General features: G+C 69.1%; 24 protein-coding genes and 2 pseudogenes. 8 read left to right on the plus strand and 18 right to left on the minus strand.

Annotation, left to right across the window (positions count from 1 at the left end):
- A partial coding sequence (gene ggt, locus ABZ281_RS04730) for a gamma-glutamyltransferase (protein WP_356652096.1) occupies positions 1–1,701 on the minus strand: 1,701 nt, incomplete at its 3' end.
- A gap of 104 nt (positions 1,702–1,805) precedes the next feature.
- Between ggt and ABZ281_RS04735 the strand changes: the two genes are divergently transcribed.
- The gene (locus tag ABZ281_RS04735; protein ID WP_356652098.1) at positions 1,806–2,570 is read left to right on the plus strand and encodes a hypothetical protein; all 765 of its coding nucleotides are present in this window, start codon (positions 1,806–1,808) and stop codon (positions 2,568–2,570) included.
- A 116-nt stretch (positions 2,571–2,686) separates the two neighbouring features.
- Positions 2,687–4,306: a CocE/NonD family hydrolase gene (locus ABZ281_RS04740; RefSeq protein ID WP_356652100.1), complete on the plus strand. Its 1,620-nt coding sequence runs from the start codon at positions 2,687–2,689 to the stop codon at positions 4,304–4,306.
- A 221-nt stretch (positions 4,307–4,527) separates the two neighbouring features.
- On the opposite strand, the gene ABZ281_RS04745 is transcribed toward ABZ281_RS04740, so the two are convergent.
- The gene (locus tag ABZ281_RS04745; protein WP_356652102.1) at positions 4,528–5,271 is read right to left on the minus strand and encodes an amino acid ABC transporter ATP-binding protein; all 744 of its coding nucleotides are present in this window, start codon (positions 5,269–5,271) and stop codon (positions 4,528–4,530) included.
- 139 nt (positions 5,272–5,410) lie between these two features.
- Entirely contained in the window at positions 5,411–5,818 is a 408-nt protein-coding gene (locus tag ABZ281_RS04750) for a DUF6278 family protein (RefSeq protein ID WP_356652104.1), read from the minus strand.
- 260 nt (positions 5,819–6,078) lie between these two features.
- On the opposite strand from ABZ281_RS04750, the gene ABZ281_RS04755 reads away from it, so the two are divergent.
- On the plus strand, positions 6,079–7,806 hold the full coding sequence (locus tag ABZ281_RS04755) for an SGNH/GDSL hydrolase family protein (RefSeq protein WP_356652135.1): 1,728 nt from the start codon (positions 6,079–6,081) through the stop codon (positions 7,804–7,806).
- 11 nt (positions 7,807–7,817) lie between these two features.
- Here ABZ281_RS04755 and ABZ281_RS04760 read toward each other — a convergent pair whose 3' ends face one another.
- The 4 genes from ABZ281_RS04760 to ABZ281_RS04775 all read right to left on the minus strand — a co-directional run bounded on the left by ABZ281_RS04760 (position 7,818) and on the right by ABZ281_RS04775 (position 11,945).
- Positions 7,818–8,597: an exodeoxyribonuclease III gene (locus ABZ281_RS04760; protein WP_356652106.1), complete on the minus strand. Its 780-nt coding sequence runs from the start codon at positions 8,595–8,597 to the stop codon at positions 7,818–7,820.
- A gap of 56 nt (positions 8,598–8,653) precedes the next feature.
- Positions 8,654–9,289: an MBL fold metallo-hydrolase gene (locus ABZ281_RS04765; protein WP_356652108.1), complete on the minus strand. Its 636-nt coding sequence runs from the start codon at positions 9,287–9,289 to the stop codon at positions 8,654–8,656.
- A 34-nt stretch (positions 9,290–9,323) separates the two neighbouring features.
- Positions 9,324–10,631, minus strand: a complete 1,308-nt coding sequence (gene pcaC / locus ABZ281_RS04770) for a 4-carboxymuconolactone decarboxylase (RefSeq protein WP_356652110.1) — start codon at positions 10,629–10,631, stop codon at positions 9,324–9,326.
- 96 nt (positions 10,632–10,727) lie between these two features.
- Complete coding sequence (locus ABZ281_RS04775) at positions 10,728–11,945, minus strand: tyrosine-type recombinase/integrase (RefSeq protein WP_356652112.1); 1,218 nt, start codon at positions 11,943–11,945, stop codon at positions 10,728–10,730.
- Positions 11,946–12,885: 940 nt separating this feature from the next.
- Here ABZ281_RS04775 and ABZ281_RS04780 point away from each other — a divergent pair.
- Together ABZ281_RS04780 and ABZ281_RS04785 are read left to right on the plus strand one after the other, a co-directional pair.
- Positions 12,886–13,860, plus strand: a pseudogene (locus tag ABZ281_RS04780) (NAD(P)H-dependent glycerol-3-phosphate dehydrogenase); the annotation flags it as partial.
- 134 nt (positions 13,861–13,994) lie between these two features.
- Positions 13,995–14,552 carry an HD domain-containing protein gene (locus ABZ281_RS04785; RefSeq protein ID WP_356652114.1) on the plus strand — a complete coding sequence of 186 codons (558 nt, stop codon included), beginning with the start codon at positions 13,995–13,997 and terminating at the stop codon, positions 14,550–14,552.
- A gap of 15 nt (positions 14,553–14,567) precedes the next feature.
- Here ABZ281_RS04785 and ABZ281_RS04790 read toward each other — a convergent pair whose 3' ends face one another.
- Both ABZ281_RS04790 and ABZ281_RS04795 read right to left on the minus strand, forming a co-directional pair.
- A complete protein-coding gene (locus tag ABZ281_RS04790; RefSeq protein WP_356652116.1) occupies positions 14,568–15,038 on the minus strand; it encodes an NUDIX domain-containing protein in 471 nt (156 codons plus the stop codon).
- A gap of 15 nt (positions 15,039–15,053) precedes the next feature.
- Complete coding sequence (locus ABZ281_RS04795; RefSeq protein ID WP_356652137.1) at positions 15,054–15,803, minus strand: XRE family transcriptional regulator; 750 nt, start codon at positions 15,801–15,803, stop codon at positions 15,054–15,056.
- Positions 15,804–15,911: 108 nt separating this feature from the next.
- On the opposite strand from ABZ281_RS04795, the gene ABZ281_RS04800 reads away from it, so the two are divergent.
- Positions 15,912–16,601, plus strand: coding sequence for a haloacid dehalogenase-like hydrolase (locus ABZ281_RS04800; protein ID WP_356652118.1), 690 nt, complete (start codon positions 15,912–15,914; stop codon positions 16,599–16,601).
- 40 nt (positions 16,602–16,641) lie between these two features.
- Here ABZ281_RS04800 and ABZ281_RS04805 read toward each other — a convergent pair whose 3' ends face one another.
- The 9 genes and pseudogenes from ABZ281_RS04805 to ABZ281_RS04845 form a co-directional block, all read right to left on the minus strand.
- On the minus strand, positions 16,642–17,211 hold the full coding sequence (locus tag ABZ281_RS04805) for a class I SAM-dependent methyltransferase (protein WP_307169349.1): 570 nt from the start codon (positions 17,209–17,211) through the stop codon (positions 16,642–16,644).
- Positions 17,208–18,518 (minus strand): MFS transporter, encoded by a 1,311-nt coding sequence (locus ABZ281_RS04810; RefSeq protein ID WP_356652120.1) that lies wholly within the window; start codon positions 18,516–18,518, stop codon positions 17,208–17,210. Before ABZ281_RS04810 ends, ABZ281_RS04805 begins: the two co-directional genes overlap by 4 nt.
- Before the next feature lie 77 nt (positions 18,519–18,595).
- A complete protein-coding gene (locus ABZ281_RS04815) occupies positions 18,596–19,321 on the minus strand; it encodes a hypothetical protein (RefSeq protein WP_356652122.1) in 726 nt (241 codons plus the stop codon).
- A gap of 25 nt (positions 19,322–19,346) precedes the next feature.
- Positions 19,347–19,550 (minus strand): annotated as a pseudogene (locus tag ABZ281_RS04820) (hydroxymethylbilane synthase); the annotation flags it as partial.
- A complete protein-coding gene (locus ABZ281_RS04825; protein WP_164784874.1) occupies positions 19,547–19,756 on the minus strand; it encodes a hypothetical protein in 210 nt (69 codons plus the stop codon). The pseudogene ABZ281_RS04820 and the gene ABZ281_RS04825, both read right to left, overlap by 4 nt.
- Positions 19,734–21,725 carry an ABC transporter ATP-binding protein gene (locus ABZ281_RS04830; RefSeq protein ID WP_356652125.1) on the minus strand — a complete coding sequence of 664 codons (1,992 nt, stop codon included), beginning with the start codon at positions 21,723–21,725 and terminating at the stop codon, positions 19,734–19,736. Before ABZ281_RS04830 ends, ABZ281_RS04825 begins: the two co-directional genes overlap by 23 nt.
- Positions 21,722–22,291 carry an NUDIX hydrolase gene (locus ABZ281_RS04835; RefSeq protein ID WP_185006813.1) on the minus strand — a complete coding sequence of 190 codons (570 nt, stop codon included), beginning with the start codon at positions 22,289–22,291 and terminating at the stop codon, positions 21,722–21,724. The genes ABZ281_RS04830 and ABZ281_RS04835 overlap by 4 nt, the downstream gene beginning before the upstream one ends.
- A gap of 86 nt (positions 22,292–22,377) precedes the next feature.
- Positions 22,378–23,508: an NUDIX hydrolase gene (locus tag ABZ281_RS04840; protein WP_356652127.1), complete on the minus strand. Its 1,131-nt coding sequence runs from the start codon at positions 23,506–23,508 to the stop codon at positions 22,378–22,380.
- Positions 23,498–23,890 carry an NUDIX domain-containing protein gene (locus ABZ281_RS04845; RefSeq protein WP_356652129.1) on the minus strand — a complete coding sequence of 131 codons (393 nt, stop codon included), beginning with the start codon at positions 23,888–23,890 and terminating at the stop codon, positions 23,498–23,500. Before ABZ281_RS04845 ends, ABZ281_RS04840 begins: the two co-directional genes overlap by 11 nt.
- Positions 23,891–23,959: 69 nt before the next feature.
- On the opposite strand from ABZ281_RS04845, the gene ABZ281_RS04850 reads away from it, so the two are divergent.
- On the plus strand, positions 23,960–24,250 hold the full coding sequence (locus ABZ281_RS04850) for a transposase (RefSeq protein ID WP_356652131.1): 291 nt from the start codon (positions 23,960–23,962) through the stop codon (positions 24,248–24,250).
- A partial coding sequence (locus ABZ281_RS04855) for an IS3 family transposase (RefSeq protein WP_356652133.1) occupies positions 24,217–24,896 on the plus strand: 680 nt, incomplete at its 3' end. The genes ABZ281_RS04850 and ABZ281_RS04855, both read left to right, overlap by 34 nt.

The raw sequence follows: 24,896 nt of genomic DNA on the forward strand, positions 1-24,896 counted from the left end.
GATCTCCGGGTTCGCCTTGAAGGAGTGCCCGATCGCCTCGAGCTGCTTCCTCAACCCGGCGTTGTCGTACAGCCCCGGTTCCAGCTCCGTCTGCGCGGCATTGCGCTGGCTGGCCCGCGGCGACGCGATCGCGTCGACCAGCGGCAGCCCCCGGTCGACGAACCCGGTGAGCGTCTGCAGAACGGTCGTGATGATCGTCGCACCACCCGGCGACCCCAGCGCCACCACGGGCCGGTGGTGGCGGTCCAGCACGATCGTCGGCGAGATCGACGACCGCGGCCGCTTGCCGGGCCCCGGCAGGTTCGGGTCGTGCACGGCCGGGTTCGCCGGGGCGAAGGAGAAGTCCGTCAGCTCGTTGTTGAGGATGAACCCCCGCCCGGGGACGGTGATCCCGCTGCCGCCGGTCTGCTCGATGGTGAGGGTGTAGGCGACGACGTTGCCCCACTTGTCGGCCACCGTCAGGTGCGTGGTGCTGTCGCCCTCGTACGTCGTCGGAGCCGCCGTGCCGCCGGAGCCGCAGCGCTGCGGATCACGGGGATCGCCGGGCGCCACCGGGCTGGTCAGCACCGCGTCGTCCTTGATGAGGCACTCGCGCGAGTCCGCGAACCGCTGCGACAGCAGTTCCTTCGTCGGCACGTCCTCGAAGGCGGGGTCGCCCACCCAGCGCCCGCGGTCGGCGAAGGCGATCCGGCTCGCCTCGATGAAGCGGTGCAGGTACTTCGCCTTGCTCGCCTTGGACAGGTCGGTCCGCTCCAGGATGTTGAGCGCCTCACCGACGGTCGTACCGCCGGACGAGGACGGCGCAATGGAGTAGACGCCGAGGCCGCGGTACGAGGTCTTGGTGGGCGCCTGGAGCCTGGTGCGGTAGGCGGCCAGGTCCTTCGCAGTCAGGTCGCCGGGCCGGGCGTTCCAGCCCGAGGCGGGATCGACCGGCGGCTTGTTGACGGTGTCGACGATGTCCCGGCCGAGCCGGCCGCGGTAGATCGCGTCGACGCCCTTGCGCCCCAACTCCGCGTACGTGCGGGCGAGATCGGGATTCTTGAAGGTGGAGCCGACGACGGGGAGCTGTCCGCCCGGCAGGAACAGGTCGGCGGTGTCCGGGAAGTAGCGGAAGCGTGCCTCGTTGGACGCCGTCTGCGAGCGGAAGGTCTGGTCGACGGTGAAACCGTCGCGCGCCAGCCGCTCGGCCGGCTTCAGAACACTCGCGAGCCGCTTGCTGCCCCACTGGTCGAGTGCCGTCTGCCAGGTGGCGGGCGTGCCCGGCGTGCCGACGCTCAGGCCGCTGCTGACGGCGTCGGCGAAGGCGAGGGGCTTGCCGTTCTCGGTGAACAGGTTCTCGTCGGCGCTCAGCGGGGCGGTCTCGCGACCGTCGATGGTGCGTACCGTGCGGGACTTGGCGTCGTAGTAGACGAAGTAGCCGCCTCCGCCGATGCCGGCGGAGTAGGGCTCGGTGACGCCGAGCGCGGCGGCCGTGGCGACGGCGGCGTCGACGGCGTTGCCGCCCTTCCGCAGGACCTCGATCCCGGCGGCGGAGGCGTCGGGATCGACACTGGAGACGGCGCCCCCGTAGCCGACGGCCAGCGGGGATTTCCCACCGCCGGGGCTCTGCGCGGTGGGTGGCGGCGCCGCCGCTCCCACCGACACCACCACGGCGGCCGAAACCGCCAGGACCGTCAGATTCCGTGCGACAGGGCGACGCATCCGCACCTCCAGTCAAAGGCCGTCCGCGCAGCTTAATTCATCGCCATGGCCGCGTCAGGCAGGCGTCGAACACCGGTGCGTCGGGCCCGCTACCATGCGCGCCCATGAGTGACGACGTGCGCAACATCGTTCTGGGTGTGGTCGCGGCAGGTATCAGTGCCGCGCTCGGCTGGGTGGCCCGCACCTACCTGTGGCGGCGCAAACTCCGCAGGAAGCAGGTGTTCTTCGGGCTTCCGGACAACTCCGAGTCCCTGCTGGTGGTGAACCGGGGCGCGGCAGGCCCCGAACTCTCGGTGATGCGCTACGACGTGTTCGCCCTGCTCGAACTGGCCGCGCTGATCAAGGACTGCAACGCCCACGCCCAGATACTCCCGCACGACACGGCACGCCAGGGCTTCGGGGAGCGCACCGAGTTCTGCGTGGGCGGCCCGGCGTCCAACCGCCGGATGGCGGCCCATCTGTCCTCCCTGCTGCCGGGGGTGCGGGTGAACGTCGACTCCGAACCGGGCCCCGACCGGGGCGCGTTCCAGGTCGGCTCCGAGCGCTACCGCGTGGAGAACGGCAGGGAGGAGTACGCGCTGCTCGCCCGGGTCACGGCGGAGCGCAGCCAGAACACCCGTCCCGTGTTCCTGTTCTGCGGCCAGACCTCGATCACCAACCAGGCGACCACGCGATACCTGGCCCGCAACCACGAGCGCCTGACCCGCAAGTACGGCAACAGCTCGTTCGTGCTGCTGCTCAAGGTGATCAACTCGCAGGCGTACGGCCCGGACGTGGTCGAACTCGTGGAGGACGTGACGCGCGCGGCGCAGACCGCGCTGCCCGCCGCCGCAGCGACGAATCCACGCAATACACACCGCGCCTCCTGAAGCCCTCCACTGCTCAACAATCGTTACTGGCACGTAACTTACCGACGGGTTACCCCCAGTAAGGGGCCGAGGTTACCGTTCGGTCACTTTGCACTGACTCGAGTGAGGAGTGACCGATGGATCCAAGGGGCGCGAAGCGCCTTCGAACAGGGGGGCGGCGGGCGACGGGCGGGCCCCACCGCAAGGCCCTGCGCACCACCGCCGTAGGCGCCGTCTCGGCGACCCTGGTCGCCGGCACCGCCCTCGGATTCGCCCCCACCGCCCAGGCGGCCCCCGACCCCGTCCGCTTCGTCGACATCGCCGGCGACGGCGGCACCGTCCTCAAGGCCAACGTCGTCACCCCGTCCGGGGCCGGCGCCACCGACCGCTACCCGCTGGTCGTCATGCCCACGAGCTGGGGTCTGCCCCAGGTCGAGTACCTGGCCCAGGCACAGAAACTCGCCGACTCCGGGTACGTCGTGGTCACCTACAACGTGCGCGGCTTCTGGCAGTCGGGCGGCGAGATAGAAGTGGCGGGCCCACCCGATGTCGCCGACGCGTCGAAGGTCATCGACTGGGCGCTCGCCCACACCCCCGCCGACGCCGGGCACATCGGCATGGCGGGCGTCTCCTACGGCGCGGGCATCAGCCTGCTCACCGCCGCGCACGACAAGCGGATCAAGGCGGTCGCCTCGCTCAGCGGCTGGGCCGACCTGATCGGCTCGATCTACGCCGGGCGCACCCAGCACCTCCAGGCCGCCGCCCTGCTGGACGGCGCGAGCGTGGTGACGGGCCGCCAGAGCGCGGAACTCCGGCAGACCTTCGACGACCTCTACGCCTCCAACCTGGCCAAGGAGCCGGAACTCGTCACCTGGGGGAAGAAACGTTCCGCTGCGACCTACGTCGACCGGATCAACGACAACGGCGCGGCGATCATGCTCGCCAACGCCTGGGGCGACAGCGTCTTCCCGCCCAACCAGTGCGCCGACTTCTACGAGAAGCTGACCGGCCCGAAGCGGCTGGAGATGCGGCCCGGAGACCACGCCACCGCCGAGCTGACCGGCCTGTTCGGGCTGCCCAACGACGTGTGGAAGGACACCGGGCGCTGGTTCGACCACTACCTCAGGGGCGAGGACAACGGCATCGACCGCGAGCAGCCCGTCCAGCTCAAGTCCCGTTCCTCGGGCGGCTACGAGGGCTACCCGGACTGGAAGTCGGCCGGCGCGACCGACCGGAAGATCACCCTCGGGGGCACGAAGACGATCCGCGCGAACGTGAACTCGGGGGCGGACGGCGGTGTCGTCTTCCTGTCCAGCATCCTCGACCAGGTGGCCCAGCTGCCGCCGATGGCCTCGATCCCGCTGCTCCCCCGCCGCTGGGCGGCCGTCTGGCAGTCGGAGAAGTCGGCCATGGCCCAACAGGTGCGCGGGACGACGAAGTTGCACACGACCCTCACCCCGACCAAGGAGAGCGGCACCCTCGTCGCCTACCTGTACGACGTGGGGCCACTCGGCCTCGGCAAGCTGGTCACCCACGCGCCGTACACCTTCCACGGGCGCACCCCCAAAAAGCCGTTCGGCGTCGACCTGGAGCTGTACTCCACGGCCTACGACGTCCCGGCCGGGCATCGCCTCGCCCTGGTCGTCGACACGGTCGACCCGCTCTACATCGAGCACAACCCGTCCGGCGCGCAGCTGACCTTCTCCTCGCCGGCGAACGACCCGTCGTACGTGTCGGTTCCGCTGCGCGAGCAGTGATCTCCGGCTGCCGCCGGACGGGCCTGGCCGATGTGAACCGCCGCCCCCGCGGCCTTCGGGCCGTGGGGCCGCACCCGGTGGGTATGCCCAGCGGACCGGGCGGGCGGTCTGCTCATCCCCGGCGGATTCGGCGGCCTTCGGCGAAGTCCCCCTCTCCGACAGGGATGAAGGGCACATCGTAGTCGAGGTCCGATGCGATGAGCCGTCCGGTGCCTGCCCGTTCAGTGCTTGAGGATCTTGGAGAGGAAGTCCTTGGCGCGGTCACTGCTCGGGTTGGTGAAGAATTCGTCGGGGGTGCGGTCCTCGACGATCCGGCCGTCGGACATGAAGACGACCCGGTTGGCGGCCGAGCGGGCGAAGCCCATCTCGTGGGTGACGACGATCATGGTCATGCCGTCGCGGGCCAGTTGCTTCATGACCTCCAGCACCTCGTTGATCATCTCCGGGTCGAGGGCCGAGGTCGGCTCGTCGAAGAGCATCGCCTTGGGCTCCATGGCCAGGGCGCGGGCGATGGCCACGCGCTGCTGCTGACCTCCGGAGAGCTGCGCCGGGTACTTGTCCGCCTGGTTGGCGACACCCACCCGGTCGAGGAGTTCACGGGAGCGCTTGTCGGCGTCCTCCTTCCGGCGCCCGCGGGCCTTGACCTGCCCCAGGGAGACGTTCTGCAGGACGGTCTTGTGGGCGAAGAGGTTGAACGACTGGAAGACCATGCCGACGTCCGCGCGCAGCCGGGCCAGGGGCTTGCCCTCCTCCGGCAGCGGCTGCCCGTCGAGGACGATCTGCCCGGACTCGATGGTCTCCAGCCGGTTGATCGCCCGGCAGAGGGTCGACTTCCCCGACCCCGACGGGCCGATCACCACGACCACCTCCCCCCGGCCGACGGTGAGGTTGATGTCCTGCAAGACATGCAGCTCCCCGAAGTGCTTGTTGACGTCACGCAGCTCGATCAGCGGCTCGACGGCCATGCTCAGCCCTACTCACTCTCAGCTGTGTGGTGGTTGCCGCAACGTATCCATGCAAGATCGGACTTGTCGGGCGACACGCACTTTTCGATCATTAGCCGTATTTACGTCGCGCTTTTGGCCAAAGGGTGGGGTCATGGGCTTACGACTCCGCGACTTCCGCGTACAGCTGCGACAGCTCGGGCACCCCGTACGCGGCCCACTCATGGCCGGAGGCGACGACGTCGAACTCACGGCCGGAGTCCAGCCGTACGACGGGCTGCCCGTCGGGACGGATCTCCCAGGCGGCGCCCTCCACGGTGCTCACGATGACGCTGCCCAGGTAGAGACCGGCGTCGTTGCCGAGCCAGGTCAGGGTGTCCTCGTCGTCCCGCCAGCGCGGCAGGAGCTGGTCGAGCGCCTCCAGCGAGGCCGCCGTGTCGTCCAGCCGGACACCCGCCCGGGACGCCTGGGAGCGGAGCAGTTCACACTCGGCGAGGAGCTCCGCGATGCCTTCCGGATCGGGGATCCCGACCTTCTGGCGCCGGTTGCCCAGGAAAGGGATGTTCATACGTCCAGCGTGTCATTCGTACCGCCGTACGCACCACAGGGCGCGCGGACCCGCCGACCCCGGTCGGGTTCAGGCCGAGTTCACGCGACGCGCGTTGACGGGGCACTCCTGTCTCCCTAACTTCACCGTGCGTCTTGCGTCTCGGCCGTCGTTACTTCTGCAGTTCGTTCCCTGCGTTTGTTGTTGTCGCGTCGTGTGTCGATGAGCGGGAGGAGTCGGCCGTGCGCCGATGTGTCCGGGGGATCCTGGTCGTCCTGACCCTGTGCGGGTCGCTGGTCCCGGCGGTGTCGGCGCATGCCGCCGGGGAGGGGCGGGCCTCGCCGGTGCCGCTTGAGCGGCTGTTCGACAACGTGGCGGTCAGCGACGACGGCGCCCCCGAGGAGGCCGACTTCGACGGCTCCGGCACCTCGCTCCCGGCGCGGGAACTCGGCGCCGCGGGATGGACGCCCGGCCGCGTCCTCACCGTGCGGGGCGCCCGCCTGACCTGGCCGAAGCGGCAGCCCGGAGAGCCGGACAACGTCCGCGCCGCCGGGCAGGACGTCCGGGTCACGGGGCGCGGGGACGCCCTGGCCTTCCTGGTGGCGGGCACCGCCGGCACCGAGGTGGGCGGCCCGGGCACGGTCACGTACGCGAACGGCACCCGCTCCGGGTACCGGCTGACCGCGCCCGACTGGCTCACCGGGCCGCTCGCGACCAGGGCGGTGGCCCTGCCGCACATCAACACGCCGGGCGGCCAACTCGCCCGGCAGGCCCGCCTGTACGTCGGGACGGTGCCGCTGGTTCCGGGCCGTGCGGTGGCCTCCGTCCGGCTGCCCGCCGCGGCCGGGCTGCACGTCTTCGCGGTGTCGGTACGGACCGCCACGCAGGGCTGGACGGGCAGCTGGGCCACGGCCACGGGCGGCTACGCCGCCGTGGGCCCCTGGACGGACCGGACCCTGCGACTGGTGGTGCACACCTCGGCCGGCGGTCCGCGGGTGCGGGTGCGGTTCGACAACACCTTCGCGGCGGCTCCGGTACGGATCGGGAGCGCCACGGTCGCGGTGCAGGCGACCGGCGCGGCCTCCCGAGGCGGGCCGGTGGCGCTGTCGTTCGGCGGTGCGGCGGGCGTGACGGTCCCGGCCGGGGCGCAGGCGTTCAGTGATCCGCTTGGCTTCTTCGTCCCGGCGGACACCAGTCTGCTGGTGAGCTTCCATCTGCCCGGGACGGTGTCCGCGGCGCCCGTGCACGGGCGCGCGCAGCAGCGTTCCTACGTCAGCGAGCCCGGCGACCACACGGCGGAGGGCGCCGCCGGGGCGTACACCTCGGTGATCACCCGCTGGCCGCTGCTCGCCGGGGTCGACGTGGGCGGCGGGACCGGGTCCGTGGTGCTGCTCGGGGACTCGATCACCGACGGGAACAAGTCGACGGTCGACGCCAACCGGCGCTGGCCGAACGTGCTGGCCGGCCGGCTCCTGAGGCAGAGCGCCGTCCCGCGCTACGGCGTGCTGAACCTGGGCGTCTCGGGAAACCGCGTGGTCACCGACCGGTACCCCGGCGACGGGGTGTCCACGGACACGGCCGGGGTGAGCGCCCTGCACCGCTTCGACCGGGACGTCCTCGCCCAGCCGTCGCCCCGTACGGCCGTCGTCTTCGAGGGCATCAACGACCTGCGGTGGGGCACCTCCGCGGAGCAGGTGATCGCGGGGCTGCGGGAGCTCGCGGCGCGCGGGCACGCCCGGGGGCTGCGGATGCTCGCGGCGACGATCCTGCCCTGTGAGGGCGAGGCGCGGTGCACGGCCGCCGTCGATGCCGAGCGGGTCGCGGTGAACGCGTGGGTCCGCGACGGCGCGGTCTTCGACGGCGTGCTCGACTTCGACGCGGTGGTCCGTGATCCCGGGCGGCCCGCACGGATGCTCCCCGCGTACGACAGCGGGGACCATCTGCATCCGGGCGACACCGGGCTGGCGGCCCTGGCGGACTCGGTCGACCTACGGCTGCTGCGGCCCTGAGGCGACCGGCCCTAGACGTCCAGGTCCACCACGACCGGCGCGTGGTCGGACGCGCCCTTGCCCTTGCGCTCCTCGCGGTCCACGTACGCGTCGCTGACGGCCTTCGCGAAGGGCGTGTTGCCGTACACCAGGTCGATGCGCATGCCGCGGTTCTTCGGGAAGGAGAGCTGGCGGTAGTCCCAGTACGTGAACGGGTGGTCGTACTTGAGGGGCCGCGGGACGACGTCGGACAGGCCCGCCTCGCGCAGGGAGGCAAGGGCGGCGCGCTCGGCGGGGGTGACGTGGGTGGAGCCCTCGAAGAAGGCCGGGTCGAAGACGTCGTCGTCCGTCGGCGCCACGTTGTAGTCGCCCATCACCGCGAAGGGGCGGCTGCCCGCAGCGTCACCGGCGACGGCGGCCTTGAGCGCCTCGAACCACTGGAGCTTGTAGGCGTAGTGCGGGTGGTCCACCTCACGGCCGTTCGGCACGTAGACCGACCAGACGCGGAGCGGGCCGCAGGTCGCCGAGATGGCGCGGGGCTCCACCGAGCCGTCGAACCCGGGGTCGCCGGGCACGCCCTTGACGACGTCCTCGATGCCGACGCGGGAGAGCACCGCCACGCCGTTCCACCGGCCGGTCGCGTGGACCGCCGACTCGTAGCCCAGCTCGCGCAGTTGCTCCGACGGGAACTGCTCCTCGGCGACCTTGGCCTCCTGGAGGCACAGCACGTCCGTGCCGCTGCTCTCCAGCCAGGCCAGGAGCCTCGGCAGGCGGGCGGTGATCGAGTTCACGTTCCAGGTCGCGATGCGCATGTCCCACAACCTACCCGGCGGGTCCGACAACGCGGCCCGGTCCCCCGGCGGCCGCCTCAGACCTCGGCGGAGTCCCCCGGCGTGAGCCGCAGGTGCCGGGCGCCGCCGAGCTGCCCGATCTGCCGGTCGTAGATCGGGCGGGCCAGGTCGGTGAGGTAGGCGTCGTGGATGTCGTAGGCGCGCTGCGGCTTCAGCTCGCGCACGTAGTCGATGACCTCGGCGATCTTGCTCCACGGGGCCATCACGGGGAGCATCAGCGTCTCCACCGGGTGGCCCGGGACGGTGAGGGCGTCGCCGGGGTGGAAGACCCGGCCGCCGTCGACGAGGTAGCCGACGTTGGTGATGCGCGGGATGTCCGGGTGGATCTCCGCGTGGAGTTCGCCGTGGACCTGGACGTCGAAGCCGGCGGCGGTGAAGGTGTCGCCGTGGCCGACGGTGTGGACGCGGCCGGGGAAGGCGGAGGAGATCTTCTCCGCGACCGCCTTGAGGGTCCAGATCTCAGCGGCCGGGTTGTCCTCCATCGCGGCGCGCAGCCGGAGCTCGTCGAAGTGGTCGGGATGCTCGTGGGTGACGAGGATCGCGTCCGCGCCGAGTGCGGCGTCCTCCTCGCTGAACCCGCCGGGGTCGAGGACGAGCGTCCGGCCGTCCTTCTCCAGGCGGACGCAGGCGTGCGATTTCTTCGTGAGCTTCATGGTCTCCATCCTGCCTCGGGGGCCGTGGGGAGGCTCACTCCTGCGGCGTGGTCTCCTCGCGGATGACCTGCTGGGCCACCTTGAACGCGCTGTTCGCGGCGGGGACGCCGCAGTAGACGGCCGCCTGGAGCAGCACTTCCTTGATCTCGCCCGGTGTCAGTCCGTTGCGCAGGGCGGCTCTGGTGTGGAAGGCTAGCTCGTCCAGGTGCCCCCCGGCGACCAGGGCGGTGAGGGTGACACAGCTGCGGGTGCGCCGGTCGAGGCCGGGGCGGTCCCAGATCTCGCCCCAGGCGTAGCGGGTGATGAACTCCTGGAAGTCCCCGGAGAACTCGTCGGCCTGCGCCAGTGCCCGGTCGACGTGCGCGTCGCCCAGCACCTCGCGGCGGACCTTGATCCCGGCGTCGTACGGGTCGGGCCGCCCCTGCGCCTGCGGCGGTACGGCGACCGGGGCGATCTCGGCGACGGGCCCGGTCTGCAGGGGCTGCGGCGGGGCGGGCGACAGGACCGGCTTCAGGGCGGCCGGGGGCAGGGCGTTCTGGCCGGTGGATGTCTCGAACGCGGGCTGCCAGGCGGTGGAGAAGTGCCGCACCAGCAGGTCGGTGACGGCCGCGGGCTGCTCCACCGGTACCAGGTGGGAGGCGCCGGGGACGACGGCGAGGCGCGCGTCCGGGATTCCCGCGACCAGCGTGCGGGCCTCGGCGGGGCCGGTGACCTGGTCGTCCGAGCCGACCAGGACCAGGGTCGGGACGCCGACCCGTCCGAGCTCGGGGCGGACGTCGAAGGAGGCGAGCGCCTCGCAGGAGGCGATGTAGCAGCCGGGGTCGGTGGTACGCACCATCTGCACGGCCCACTCGGTGATCGCGGGCTGCGCGGCGGCGAACCCACCGGTGAACCAGCGCTCGGGCGAGGTACGGGCGATGGGGTCGAGGCCGTTCGTGCGGACGATCACGCCCCGCTGCCGGAACTCGTCGGCCGTGCCGAAGCGCGGCGAGGCGGCGATCAGCGCGAGCGAGGCGAGCCGCTCCGGATGGCGCAGGGCCAGCTCGAGGCCGACGGCGCCGCCGAGCGCGCAGCCCGCGTAGCCGAAGCGCTGGACGCCGAGCCCTTCGAGGGTGGCCAGCAGCCGCGTGGTGAGGTCACCCACCGACCCCGCCGGGTACGCGGGGGCGGCGCCGTGGCCGGGCAGGTCGAACCGGAAGACGCGCCACTGCTTGATCAGCTCGGGGATCTGGCGGTCCCACATGTGCCATGTGGTACCCAGTGAGGGACCCAAGATCAGGACGGGGGCCTCTTCTGGCCCGTCAAAGCGGTATTGCAGGGTGTTCGGTGGTGTCTCGCTCACCCGTCTGAGCCTCTCATCTGTCACGAGATGTCACATCGCCGGGGTGGACCTAGCGGGCCTCGTCCCACTCTCGCCAAGTCACTCGGTTGGTAGTCCTCATGGGTCACGCCTTCTCCTCTCCTCCTCCGCAACCCCGTGCAGGCCATCCCATGTGGTGGCGGCTCCGCGAAGATCCTCTACATCCGGCTTGACGTACCACCGCTTGGTTGTCTTTACGTTCGTATGCCCAGCCCATCGCGCGAGGATGTGGTCCGGGACACCGTTGTTGGCCAGGAAGGTAAAGCACGACGCGCGTGCATCGTAGAGCCTGACGCGACGGAGTCCGAGAAGCTCCATAAGCCGGTACGCGCGCCGACGAAGTTGCTTGATCGTGAAGGCATCCCCTGCTTCGTGCACCAACACATAGCCGGACACCACGTACGCTTCCCCCAGAGCGAGCCTCTCATCCACTTGGAGAGCCCTGAACGCCTTGAGAGCGGCTAGCACCAGAGCCGGCAGCGGCAGAACTCGCTCGCCCGCAAGAGACTTGGTGTCCTTCTCCACTACGTACCGATTGCCCATCATCGTGCGCGTGTTGGCAATGACAATCGTGGCGTTTTCCAAGTCAACGTCATCCCACCGAAGGCCGCAGACTTCAGCTGGACGGAGCCCCATCAGCGAAAGAAGAAGCGCAGCGTATAGACGCTCCCCCCTAATACCCTGGATGAACTTCTGAACCTCCTGGACATTCCAGGGCTGCACCTCCTCTTTACTTTTCCGCTCCTCTTTGCGCGCCCTACGGGGTATGGTCACGTGTGCAGCGACATTCACCTGCACCAACCGCCGGGCAACGGCCCTCCCTAGAGCTTCCTTCAGTCGAGCAAGGCTCATATCCACACTTGTGACTCCGAGTGGCGTCCCAGCCCTTTTGCCACGCACACGGCCATGCGTCAGCGCCCAGTCTCTCCACTCTTCCACATGCTCTTCAGTAAGGTCCTGGAGGCGGATGTTGCCAAGTCTCCCCCGAACTCGGTCCAGGGTAATCCTATAGCTGTAGATGGTGGTTTCTTCGAGGTCATCGGCTTTCAGAGCCAACCACCGGTCGAGCCATTCGTTCACGGTGATCTTGTTGGGCGGCACGAACGAGCCCTCGTTCCGCCGGTTAGTTATGTTCGCGTACTCAGCCTTCGCTTCCTTCAATGAATCGAAGGTGCGCCTCAACTGCTTTCGCTTCCCGGTCTCGGGGTCGATCCCTACATCGACAACGAACCGATATCTCACCTTCCCCTTCGAGTTCGGCTGAAGCCTCTTGATCGGATCGGACAGAATACTCACTCTCCTTGACCTTAGGGGACGAAGTGGCCGCGTTGCCCGCTGCGGCTCCACCGCCAAGCACAGCCGTGCGAACACCGTCAATGCTCTGCACGATCCCCGGGTTTCGGTAACCGGGGATCATCTGCTATGTATCGCCCTGCGCGACGAGGGCCCGTCCCTCGCTGCCCCGATTCGGCTTCGGTCGAGCGGCCAGTCGCTAGGTCCCGACGAGTTACTGCTGCGAGGTGCACCGCGATGCAGGGGCGACGCAATGTCAGCGCTGTAGCAGATCCTCACCGAACAGCCCACCGGTGCAGACACTGACCACGGTGGATAGGGCTCTGCAGTTCCCCGTCCCCCGGGCGATCCACGCATTCATAGCTCCGAGCGCTAAGAGGACGGGGGCTGTGAAGCGGGCAGATCGGGTTGCGGGATTTGGCAGGTAGACCTTGGACCTCCTTGGGGTTGCGCTCAGTCATGGCACCGAGTAGCGGGCTGTGGACTGGGGAGGGCCGACCATCTGACGGTTCGGCCCGGAGGCCCACATACCTTCACTGACCTGGGGTTTTCCAGGTCGTTGTACGTTGACATGATCCCGGTGGAGGTTCCAGTCCGTTGGGGCTGTTTCCCGTCTGCCGTGAGCTGAAGGTCTCCGGCAGGCACTCACTCGCTACTCGGGGCCTCGCTGCACATGTATGGACGCCTCAGTCGCGCCGCAGAAACGGGAAGCGGCAGTGCGCGAGCTGGTCTAGGTACAGAGGAAAGACGCTGCGCGAGGCGCACCGGGTCCTGCCCGCGCTGACGAGCCGTCGCACCGTCCTGCTGACCTTGCGGCGCCCCTCGACGTTCCGGCCACGCCTGGCACGGCCGATAGAATGGCCAGGCCCGGCCGCCCCGGTGAGGGGCCCGTGTCCGGCGAGAGGACCCCGCAGCGAGCCAGCACCGTTCCGCCCGTGTGGCGGTGTTCTCGGCTGGCTCCTGGGGTACCGCAGTCGCCAAGATCCTGGCAGACGCCGGCACCGACGTCATCGTGCACGCGCGACGGGACGAGATCGCCGACGCGATCAACACGGTTCACCGCAACCCTGGTTACTTCCCGGACGTCGAGCTGCCAGCCTCCCTGGCGGGCACGACCGACCCCTCCGCCGCGCTTCACGGCGCGGACTACCTCGTGCTGTCCATCCCCGCGCAGTCCCTGCGGACCAACCTCGCTCTGTGGACGCCGCACATTGGGCCCGACACCGTGGTCGTGTCTCTGATGAAGGGCATCGAACTGTGCAGCGGGCAGCGGGCGAGCCAGGTCATCACCGAGGTGACCGGCGTCAGTGCGGACCGGGTCGCGGTGCTGTCGGGCCCGAACCTCGCCCGCGAGATCATGGACGGCGAGCCCGCCGCCACCGTCGCCTGCCCCGACGAGGCGGCCGCCCGCCGCTTTCAGCAGGCGTGCCGCACCTCGTACTTCCGGCCCTACACCAGCACCGACATCATCGGCTGCGAGCTGGGTGGCGCGGTGAAGAACGTCATCGCCCTGGCGGTCGGCATCGCCTCGGGCATGGGCCTGGGCGACAACGCCTCGGCGATGCTCATCACTCGCGGGCTGGCGGAGACCACCCGGCTGGCTGTGGCCATGGGCGCTCAGCCAGCCACCCTCGCGGGGCTTGCCGGCCTCGGCGACCTCGTGGTCACCTGCTCCTCCCCGCTCTCCCGCAACCGCTCCTTCGGCACCCATCTCGGCCACGGCCTGAGCGTCGAACAGGCGACGGCCGCCACCCGGCAGACCACCGAGGGCGGCAAATCCGCCGAGGCGATCCTCGCCCTGGCTCATGTCCACGGCGTCGACATGCCGATCACCCAAGTGATCTCCGCCCTGCTGCACGAGAGGGCCACCCTCGACGAAGCCGCCGCCGCGCTCATGCAGCGGTCTCCCAAGCCCGAGCACTGCCCCCCGCGCTGCTCGTCCCGGAGACGATGCCGTATGACATCGCGGCCGGGGATCGAAGCGAAAGACGGCCCGGGACGTCCGGCCGATCACCGCCCAGCCCCCACGCCCGACGTCATAGTCTGCCCAGTATGGATCTCACCATTTGGGCCCGTGGCCTGGCCGGGTCTCTCCTCGCCGAGCCCCTGCCTCGGCGCTGGGCACACTCTCAGGGGGTTGCCGCAAGGGCGCAGTCCCTGGCGGGAATCCTGGGCGACGATGCGGAACTCCTGTGGGCCGCGGCGATGCTGCACGACATTGGTTATACGCCGTGGCTCGCCATGACAGGGTTCCACCCGCTGGACGGCGCCCGCTACCTGCGCGACCGTTCGGCCGCGGACGAGCGCCTGGTACGGCTGGTCGCCAATCATTCGTACGCGCTGTTGGAGGCGAAAGAGCGCGGGCTGCGGGAAGAGCTGGAGGGTGAGTTCCCGATCCTCGACCACGCCGGGCTGGTGGATGCTCTCGTGTACTGCGATATGACCACCACCCCGGACGGTACCCCCACGACCGTGGATGCCCGGCTGGCGGAGATCGTCACTCGGTATGACCGCGACAGCGTCGTCGGCCGATTCATCCGCCGAGCCGATGAGGATCTGCGAGCTGCTGTACACAGAGTTGAAGCCCGGCTGATCTTGGCAGAGCGGTAACGGAGGGCACGGCGCTCAGTCAACGTGAGGGAACGTGCCGTCCAGGTAGTGGGCGATCTGCTTCCGCATGGAGTGGTGGATGTCGTAGGAGTCCAGTTCGCCGGACAGGAACCAGCGGACGCCATCGGCCTCGTCGTTGATGGTGGGCTCGCCTCCGACCGGCCGGCCGATCACGGTGACCTCGTATGCCTGTCGGATCTCCCCGTCCGTGTAGGCCACCACATGCTCAGGGACCGAATACACGCCGAGGAGCCCGGTGGGTTCGGCGTCGATTCCGGTCTCTTCCTTGCATTCCCGGACTGCGCACTGCGACGGGGATTCCCCTATGTCCATGGCTCCCCCGGGCAGAGCCCACTGCCCTGTGTCGCGGCGCCGCTGCAGGAGGATCGCCCCGTCCGACTCCCGGACTACCAGCATGTTGCACGCCGGGATCAACGTGTTCGGCTTGGGTGCGTTCTCGTCGTACCAGTACTCCGTACGTCCCATCGCGGGCCGCGCTCCTCACATGGACTCGGGTGACCAGGGCTTTGCAGTCTCCCAGACCGCGTCGAAGCTGCCGGCGTAGTGGTCGAACCAGCCGTCTTCCTCCAGGCGCCGCAGCTCGAACAGGGGGTTTGCACTGGCGGGCTGCCCCCAGACGTGCGGATTGACCAGGAGCACGTCATCGAAGCGGAAGAGGCTGTTGTAGAGGGTCGTGTCGTGGAGGCGCACCTCACACCCGGGCGTGCCGATCAGCTTGCGGTAGTAGGTGAGGGACGCTCTGATCTTTGCTGAGAGGGTGCCGCCGATGCCTTCTTCCTCGTCCCTGACGGCGACCGCCTTGCCCGATGGGTCACCGAAACAGAGGCGGACCTGAACCCCGGCGTCGGGGCGCTCGGCAAGCATCGCCGCAACGCGCGGGTTGGTCTGCGCGAAGAACGTGCCGCTGAACACCAGTACGTCGATATGTTCCTGAGCGGTCTTCAGGAGGCGGACCCAGGACTTCTGCGGGAAGCTCGCGCGGTTCGGAAAGGCAGCGACCAGTTCGGTCTGCTCGGTCGGCTGCCCCTGCGCCTCGTCCTCCTCAGGCGGCCACAGGTACGACATGTCCACACCGAGATGTTTCGCAACCGCCCATTGGTGCCGACGGAGTGGCTGCCGGCCGATGCTGATCCAGCGCTCCACCGTCTTGACGTCAACTTGGCACGAGGCCGCGAGCTCCTCTGGGGTGATCTGCCGCTGAAGCATCACCGTACGCAACCGCTCGTTCACCATCGTATCCTCGCAGGACGTCCTGGGACGCGGCAAGATCTTGCGGGACGCCAGGACGTCCCACAAGGCCACTTTTAACAGGTAGTTCACGCTGCCTACCCTGGTCACGTGCAGCGAATTGTGTTGTGGGACGTGGACCACACCCTTGTGGAAAACTCCGGTGTGAGCAAGGAGATCTACGCCAGCGCCTTCAAGGCACTAGCTGGGCGGGAGGCCGAGTTGCCTGCTCCAACGGAGGGGCGTACGGATCGGGCGATCATGCGCGAGATGTTCATCCGGCACGGTTTGCCGGTTCCTGACTGGGAGCGGGCGCAGCAGGCACTGGAGGACGCCGGCCGTTGCCGCGAGGCGGATCTGCGCCGGCGGGGTCACGTCCTGCCCGGTGTCGAGGACGCGTTGAAGGCACTCGCGGCGGACCCAGCTATCTGTTCCTCAGTCCTCACCGGTAACATTTCGGCCAATGCCCACGTCAAGCTGCGTGCGTTCGGGCTTGATGGCCTGCTCGACATGGCTGTTGGCGGGTACGGCGAGGACAGCGACGATCGAGCGCGTCTCGTCGACGCCGCCCGTGCCCGTATCCATGCCGCCCACGGCATCCCACTCGTCTCGCCGACCGTCCTGATCGGGGACACGCCCCGCGATGTGCGCGCCGCGCATGACGCCCAGGCACACTGCATCGCCGTCGCCTCCGGGATCCACTCGGTGGCAGAACTCCGCGCTGCTGGGGCCGACGCCGCCGTCCCTGATCTGACCGACACGGAGGGCTTGTTGACCCTCCTGCGGGAAGTCCTGACCTGAGTGGACAACAGAGCTCCGGGACCAGAGACCGGTGACCGGGTCAGGGGCGCAACGCGTAGCAGCGCAGCGTGTCCAGATCTTCGCTGTGGACCGAGGACCAGGACGCGGTCAGCAATTCGGCGTGCTGCGGGCTGATCCCGATGGACTTCCGTTCGTCCGGGAGGCGTTCAGCGAGCGGGGTGACGACCCAGAACGTCCCGCCAGGTGGGAGAAGGTATCGGACGCGGGCGAGGAAGGCCGCCTTGTCCTTGATGAAGGCGAACACCAAGCGGCAGGTGACGGCGGCGTAGCCCGCCTCCGGCAACGCTCGGATGTCCTCGGTCTCGAAGTCCAGCCGCTGAAAATGCGGACCGTCGGACGTGTCCTGCTCGGCCTGGGCGATCTTCAGCGCGGCGGAGGAACAGTCGATCGCTGTGGTGCGGTATCCCAGGTCACCATGTAGATACCGGGCAAGGACACCGTCGCCGCAGCCGACGTCGAGCGCGGGCCGGCCGTGGCCGGCGCCGAGGAACTGGCCGGTCAGCTGCTGCTCTTCGAGACTGAGGCGGCGGTAGCGGCGCCCTGATGTCCACAGCGGATCCCAGTACGTGGCCGGGTTGTTGATCGTCACGGATTCGCGGGCTCCTCGGTAACAGTCAGGGCAGCGGGGGCGACCGTCCTCATGTCCCGCACGGGTGAGTTCCAGAGCACAAGGAACGGGATGACCAGGGCCACGGTGATGAGCGTGAGGGTGAGGTGCAGCCCTAGCCACGTGCCGAGGCCGCCAGCGGCGAGGGCGGCGAAGGGTCGCAGGCTGAAGGCGAGCCACGCTCCGGTGGCCTGGGCCCGTCCTTGGAGTTCGTCGGGGGCGAGTTCCTGGCGGACCGCCCTCTGGAGTCCGCCGTGGCACACCGCAGCGCCGGTTTGGATGACCATGCCGATGCCGATGGCGATCTGCCCGCCAAGTCCGGGTCCGACGAGAACCAGAGGGATTTGGGCGAGTGGGTTGAGGGAGAGCGCTCCGAGCATCACCGGGCCTGGGCCCCAGCGTCCTTCCAGGGGCTGCCAGACGAGGGCGCCGAGGATGCCGTCGGCACCGCCGGCGCCCATGACGATGCCGAGGGCTGTCGGGCTCCAGTGCAGCTCGCGCAGCAAGTACAGCGACCAGAGGGCGCTACTGGCGGCCAGGACGAAGGAGGTGGCGGTGTTGGACAGCACGATGGACCGCACGACAGGGGTGCGAAGGGTGTAGGTGAGGCCCTCGCGGATCTCGGCCCATTGGCTGGTGCCGGCCTTTCGGGGTGGCGGCGGGTCTTCACGGTGCTTGATGCGCCACAAGAGCAGGGCGCTGGCCAGGTAGGAGGCGGCATCCACGGTGATGGCGCGGGCTGCGCCGAGCGCCATGACGAGGGCGCCGCCGGAGTTGGTGCCGATGAGGTCGGCCAGGGAGTTGCCGGCGCCCATCTTGGCGTTGCCGTCCTTGATTCGTCCCGGGCCGAGGAGGGAGGGCAGGAAGCTGATGGCAGCGTTGCTGCAGATGACCTGCAGGGCGGCCACCGTGAAGGCGACCGCGTAGAGATGGATCAGGGTGATGCGGGCGAGAAGCTGTGCGGTGGGAAGGGTGAGGAGGACAGCGGCGCAGAGCAGATCGCAGGTGATGATCAGGGGACGTTTGCGTCGGCGGTCGGCCAGGACCCCGGCGTGGAGGGACAGCAGTAGGGGTGGGAGTTTGGAGGCGAAGGCGATCAGCGCGACGTTGAAGGTGGAGGCGTGCAGTTCGACGACGGCCAGGACGGACAGCGCGATCGTGGTCACGCCGCTCCCGGTAACGCTGATGCCCTGGGCGACGGCATAGTGCCGGAAGTCTCTGTCTCGCCACAGGCTTCCTGGGGCGTGGGGTCCGGATCGGTGCGGCACGTTCTGCGAACTCCCCCTCATAGGTATGGCTGTTACGTCCCCGCCATGCGGTGTCTCGTCCCGTGTTGGGCTCCCGCTGGCGACCGGGGCCGCACGGGTCAGCGCGGCAGGAACCGTTCGACGCCTTCGCCGTGCAGCAGCTGGGTGATGTTCTCCACGAGGCCGCCGAGGTCATCGGCCGGTCCGGTGGCTGCGACGCGGATTGCTTCGCCGTGGGAGGGGTGGAAGACGGCAGCGTCGACTCTGATCCGGTGGGGTTTGTCGGTGTAGTAGGCGTGGACTGAGCAGGCGGTCTGGCAGTTGCCTTTGAGCTGGGCGAGGACGCCACGCTCGACGGCCAGCAGCCGGGCGGTGGCGGGGTCGTTGATGGCGTCGAGGAGGTGGGCGGCGATGGTGTCGCCGCTTCGCTGCTCGACGACGAGCATGCCCGCACCGGTGGCCGGGGCCAGCACCAAGGCCGGGATGAGCTGTGTGGCACGGTCCGCCTGGGACACCCGGCACAGTCCGGCATAGGAGACCACGAGGGCGTCGAGCGGCTTGTCGCCTTCGCCGGCATCGAGACGGGCGAGGCGGGGGATCAGGTTGCCGCGCACCGGCTGGATGGTGAGGTGAGGGTAGTGGGTGCGGAGTTGGGCGATGCGGCGGGGCGCGCTGGTGCCGAGGACGCTTCCGGATGGGAGGTCGTCCAGGGTGGCTGCGGGCTGTCCGGCCGGGAGGACGAGGGCGTCCCGGGCGTCTTCGCGGGGCAGGACGGCGCCGATGGTGGTGTCGGTGCCGCGCTCGTGGGGGGCCGGGGAGGTCTTTGGCGCACGAGACGGTGACATCGACGCGTGCGGTGGCCAGCGCCCGGTCCAGCTCGCGTACCCAGGCGGCCTTGCCGCCGATCTCCGCGAGAGGTCCCTGGTGCAGGTCGCCGGCGGCTTTCATCGGGGTCACGTGGACGGCGACTTGGGGGAAGGCGTGTTCGAGTAGTCCGGCGACGTGGGCTGCTTGGACCAGGGCCAGGTCGGAGTCGCGGGTTCCGATGACGAGCTTGGGCGGGAGGTGGGTCACGGACGGATCCTGTGGTCGGGGAAGTGGGAGGTGAGGAGGGTGACGATCGTGGTGATGGCGAGGCCGGCCGCGATCACGCCGAGGCAGCCCAGCAGGTCGCGCAGCGTGCTCCACAGCGGGTCGGCGGCCCACTTGCTAGGCCGCCGCGCACCGGGCCGGGCGGTGCGCGGCGGGTGGTGGGTGTCAGTCGGGGGTGCTGGCGGCATGTGATTCGCCGTTGGCCGAGGGAGTCGGTAGCACCAGTGGCGCGGCGGTGCCGTACTGGTTGGCCTGCATGAGGTACATGCGCCGGTACTGGGAATCAGGCCGCGCCATGAGCTCCTGGTGGGAACCGCTCTCCACGAGGTGTCCCTCGTCCAGGACATAGATGATGTCGGCGTGCTGGACGCCGGCCATGCGGTGGCTGACCAGCACGACGGTCTTGCCTTCGTCGGCCAGGCGGCGGATGCGTTCGAAGGACTCGATCTCGGCCTCGGGGTCGAGGGCGGAGGTGGGCTCATCGGCGATGACGAGGCTCGCCTGCCGGTGCCGCAGCCGGGCTTGCCCGACCGTCTGCCACTGTCCCCCGGACAGTTCCTGGCCTCCGCGGAACTGCCGGGCCAGCAGGGTGCCGAGACCGCGGGGAAGAGCGTCGGCGAGCTTGTCGGCGCCAGAGTAGGCGGCAGCGCGGGCGATGTCGTCGTCCGCGTTGCGTTCCGGCTGGCCGATCTGGATGTTGGTCCGCAGGGTGAAGGGCCAGCGCTGGAAGCCCTGATCGAGAGCGGCCACGTGCCGGAAGATGTCCACCCGGTCGGCCTCGACAAGATCGATCTGCCCCCACAGGATGCGGCCGGCCGTGGGCCGGTGCAGGCCGGCGAGCAGCTTCACCGCGGTGGACTTGCCGCTGCCGTTCGCGCCGACCAAGGCGATGACGGCCCCGCGCGGGAAAGTCAGGGTTACCTCCTGCAGAGCGGGGGTGTCGCGGTCGGGGTAGGTGAACGACACGTTCTCGAAGGTGACCTGGTCGGGAAAGTCGCGCACGGGCTGGCCGCCCGTGGGGATGGCCCGGCGTTCGGCTTCGTCACGAAAGTGGTCGAGGTCGCGGACGTAGAGGGACTCCTCGTGCAGCCGCAGGATGTTGTCGACGAGGGCACCGAGGCTTGCTGAGCCGGTACGGATCGCGAGCGCGGCCGTGGCCACGGTGGCGGCGCTCATGTGGCCGGTCAGCCACAGAACGCCCAGGCCGGCAAACGTGGCCGCCGACGCGAGGCCGGCCATGGCCGCGGCAATCAGTTCGGTGACCGCGCGGCCGTCGGCAAGGCGGGTCTGTTCGGCCTCGGCGGTCTGGCCCATCTCGTGGAAGTGATCGAGCAGGAAGGGGCCGACCTGGTGAACGCGGATCTCCGTGGCAGATTCCCGGGCGGTGATGAGGTTGTTGACCAGGCGCTTGGCCCGCTCGTGCTCGATCCACTGCATCCGGGAGGCGTAGCGGCGCCGGGCCACATGCATGGCGCCCCAGCCACGGGGCAGCGCGATGAGCAGCAGCAGTGGCAGCAGGACGGGGCTGAGGACCGTGACCACGCCGGCCGCGGCGACGAGGGAGAACACGCCGTTCACCACGGCAACGCAGACGCCGATCATGGTGCGGGAGGACTGGGCGCCGAAGTACGCGGAGTCCAGGAGCGTGCGGAACTCGCCGTCTTCGATGGCCTCGAGTTCCGCGCGGGCGGCGCCCTCCAGGAACTGTTCGGTGGCCAGCCTCTCGACTTTCGGTTCCAGCCGCCCGGTGCCCGCCGTCGATAGGCAGGCCAGGATGGTGCCGACCACGGCGATGATGCAGCCGACGATCAGGGCCGGCAGCGCGGCGTGCAGCCGGGAGACGTTGTCCCCGTCCTTGAGTAGGGCTTGGATCACCTGGTTGGTGACCAGCAGCCCGGCGGCTTGGGTGATGCTCTGGCCCACCTCGGCGATCCCGATGGTCAACAGGGCACGGCGGTCCGCCTGCCAGGCCAGGCGCAGGGTGCTGCCCACCAGCGCCGGCACCATCCGGGCGGCCTGCCCGAATTTGGTGTCCAGTCGCGCGTACTCGTGGCGCACCCAGCCGAAGTCGTAGCGCAGCGCCCCGCCGAAGAGCGCGACCTCGGACTCGGAGACGGTCTGTTCCGTCTTCCAGACCCGTTTCAGGAGCCGCTTCACCACGCCTCCGACACGGCCGAGCTGGACAGGACGTGGGACTTGCCGTCGATCAGAACGGCAGGCACACCAGTGAGGAGCGCGGCGTGCGCCGCCTGGATGCGGCGGGCGAGGCGGTGCGGCAGCCGCGCGAGGGCCTCCTCGACGGGGAGGAACTCGGCGGCGCCGATCTCCCCGTCCGCGAAGCGCAGGGACTGTGTCTGCTGATCGGTGAGGGGACCCACGTGGAACACCGTGACGACCATGGCCCGCCCGTACCGGGCAGCGGGGACCTGGTCCAGGACGAGGAACCGGCCGATCGGCACGCCGGTCAGGTCGAGTTCCTCGGCCAGTTCACGTGCCAGGCCCTCGATCTGCGTTTCGCCAGCCTCCACCATGCCGCCGGGCATGTCGAAGCCGTCCTTGTAGGTCGGGTCGACCACGAGAATGCGGCCGTCGGCATCGGTGATCAAGGCGGTGCAGGAGGCCATCGGCGCCTCAACCTGGGCCCAGTACGCCCGTTGCTCGTCGGTGACCACGCGGTCAGGGCTGCCGACAGTCTGTTCGGTGGTGTCAGGTTCGCCGGACATGAGAGTCCTCCTCCAGGGCCAGAAAGGCGGTGCAGGGCGTCGCGCCGGCAGGACTCCGGCACGAAGGTGCGCGTCACGTGCGGACGTCAAGACAGGAGCGCCGCCATGCCCGTGTGGGGGATCTCGATCGCGGCCTGCGGCGGACTCAGCGGAATTCCCCAGCGGGCTGCCGCCATTCGGGCCGCGTACTCGGCCTGTTCAGCTCCGGCGCGTCCAAGGCCGAGCAGCTCGCTCGCCTGCACCGGGCTGACCAGCAGCCGGCCGTAGGTGATACCGGTCGCGACATCTGGTGCCGCCGGCCCCACGGAGTCGATGCGTGCGATGTAACGTGCCCGGGCGTTCGCCCCGGTGCCTGGGCCGTAGACCGCACCGTCCGGATCGAGGAGGTAGCCGAGGTAGGCGGCACCGTGGAGGCGCAGAGCCGCCTCTTCGGCGGCTTCACGCAGTGCCGCCGCCATCGGCCCGTCGTCGTCCATTTCGACCGTTCCGCCCGGCAGGACGACATGGCCGTCGCGCGGATCCACGAGGACGACGACCCGGCCGAGCGGGTCGAAAGCCCACACCCACGCTTGCTTCACGGGAAGGCCGGCGGCGGGCTCCATGGCCGGGTGCCAGGCGATGTCCTGATAGCCGATCGCAATACGGGGGACGACGTCCAATCGCTGCAGTGCCTGTCCGAGCCCGACGCTCTCACCGTCTTCCAGCACGGCCGGTCCGGCACGGTCGATCCGGGCGCGCAAGGCAGCGAGCATCCGTCGCCTCTCGATCGGGCGCATCCGGCGTGCGGCCTGCGCCGGCGGAAGGAAGTCAAACGAGGTGATCTCGTCCTCGGGCAAGCGAATCCGGGCGATGTCACTCTCCTCCAGGACTCCACCGTCCCAAATGGAGACGGTTTCACCGGGAAAGCCGTACACCTTCCCGAACTCCGGATTGCCCCTGCTGACCCAGTCCACCGCCAGCAGCTGGCGTACACCGACGGACAGCCCGAGTTCCTCGGCCACCTCGCGCACCGCCGCGGCCGACGGCCGCTCCGCCTGGTCCACGGCCCCGCCGGGCAACAGCAGCCTTCCGGGCCGGTATGCCGGGTCCAACACCAGGACCTTGCCCTCGGCATCAGTGAAGAGCACCGCGGCGCCGCCCCAGAAGACCGCGCGTGAGTGCGCGTAATCCTCCGGCGCCATCAGCCCCACCGGCTCGCGTTCATCCTCAGCCGGCATCGGGCCACCCCAGCGTGCTCGCGCTCTGGCCCCGCAGAATGCAGATCAGCGCCTGGCGGGTGTAGCGCACGAGCTTCTCCGGCAGAGCCGAGAGCGGCCACCACTGCAGCTCCGCACACTTGTCAGGTTCCGCGACATGAGGGCGCCCGGCGTACTGATCGGCGGTGAAGAAGACTTGGAGCCGGCTCTCGCGAGTCTTGGGGTCGTAGTCGTGGACCGTGTGCGCGACCACCAAGTCCGCCTCTTCGAGAGCGATGCCCAACTCCTCCCGGGCCTCACGGACCATGCCCGCAAGGAAGGACTCCCCCTCCTCAAGATGGCCAGCCGGAACATGCCACCATCCGTCACACCAAGCAGTGCCCGCACGGAGACCGAGCAGCACCCTGAGGGGCCACGAAGTTTCCGGACAGGCACCCAATAGGGTTGTCCTGGACAAGGAAACGAGGAAGAAGTGGCGCCACCCAGTAAGTACTCGCCGGAGTTCCGCGAGGAAGCCGTCCAGATCGCGTTGAGATCAAGCAAGACGATCTCCGAAGTCGCCCGGGAGCTTGAGCTGAACTCGGAGACGCTACGCGGCTGGGTGAAGAAGCACCAGAAGCAGCAAGAACCGGCCCCCGATGCAGAACTGACGGTGAACGAGCGGTCGCGCCTGAAGGAACTCGAGCGACGTAACCGTGAGCTGGAGATGGAAAACTCCTTCCTGAAAAAATGCGCTGCGTACTTCGCGAAGGATCCCCGGTAGCAAGCAAGTACGAGTTCATCGACGAGATGCGGCTCGATACTGCGGAGTACGCATACAGCGTCGAGTTCATGTGCGACCGACTCGGCGTCTCTAGATCCGGCTACTACGACTGGCGATCCCGCCCGGAATCCGCCACGGCCCAGCGGCGCGAAGAACTGAAATTGCTCATCGAGAAAGCCTTCGACACGTCCGACAGTACCTACGGGCACCGGCGCATCCAGGCCCAGCTGCACCGCTGGGGCGTCGCCGCGGGCGTGGAGCTGGTCCGCCGCCTCATGCGCGAACTGGGTCTGGTGCCCTGCCAGCCACGGCCGAAGAGGTTCAACCTCACACAGGCTGCGGCCGGCCAGGTGCCGGACCTCGTCGGCCGCGACTTCACCGCTGACGCACCCGGCGAAAAGCTCGTCGGCGACATTACCTACATCGCGACCGGGGAAGGCTGGCTGTACCTCGCAACGGTCATCGACTGCTGCACGAAGGAAGTCATCGGCTACGCGATGGACGACCACTACCAAACCCCACTGATATCCAGGGCGATCCGTAACGCGGCACGGAACCGGAATCTCTCGGCCGACGCGATATTTCACTCGGATCGCGGAAGTAACTACATGTCAGCCGAGTTCGGGAAGACGCTGGACCGGTTCAG

The organism is Streptomyces sp. NPDC006265 (assembly GCF_040613555.1).
Taxonomy (GTDB): domain Bacteria; phylum Actinomycetota; class Actinomycetes; order Streptomycetales; family Streptomycetaceae; genus Streptomyces.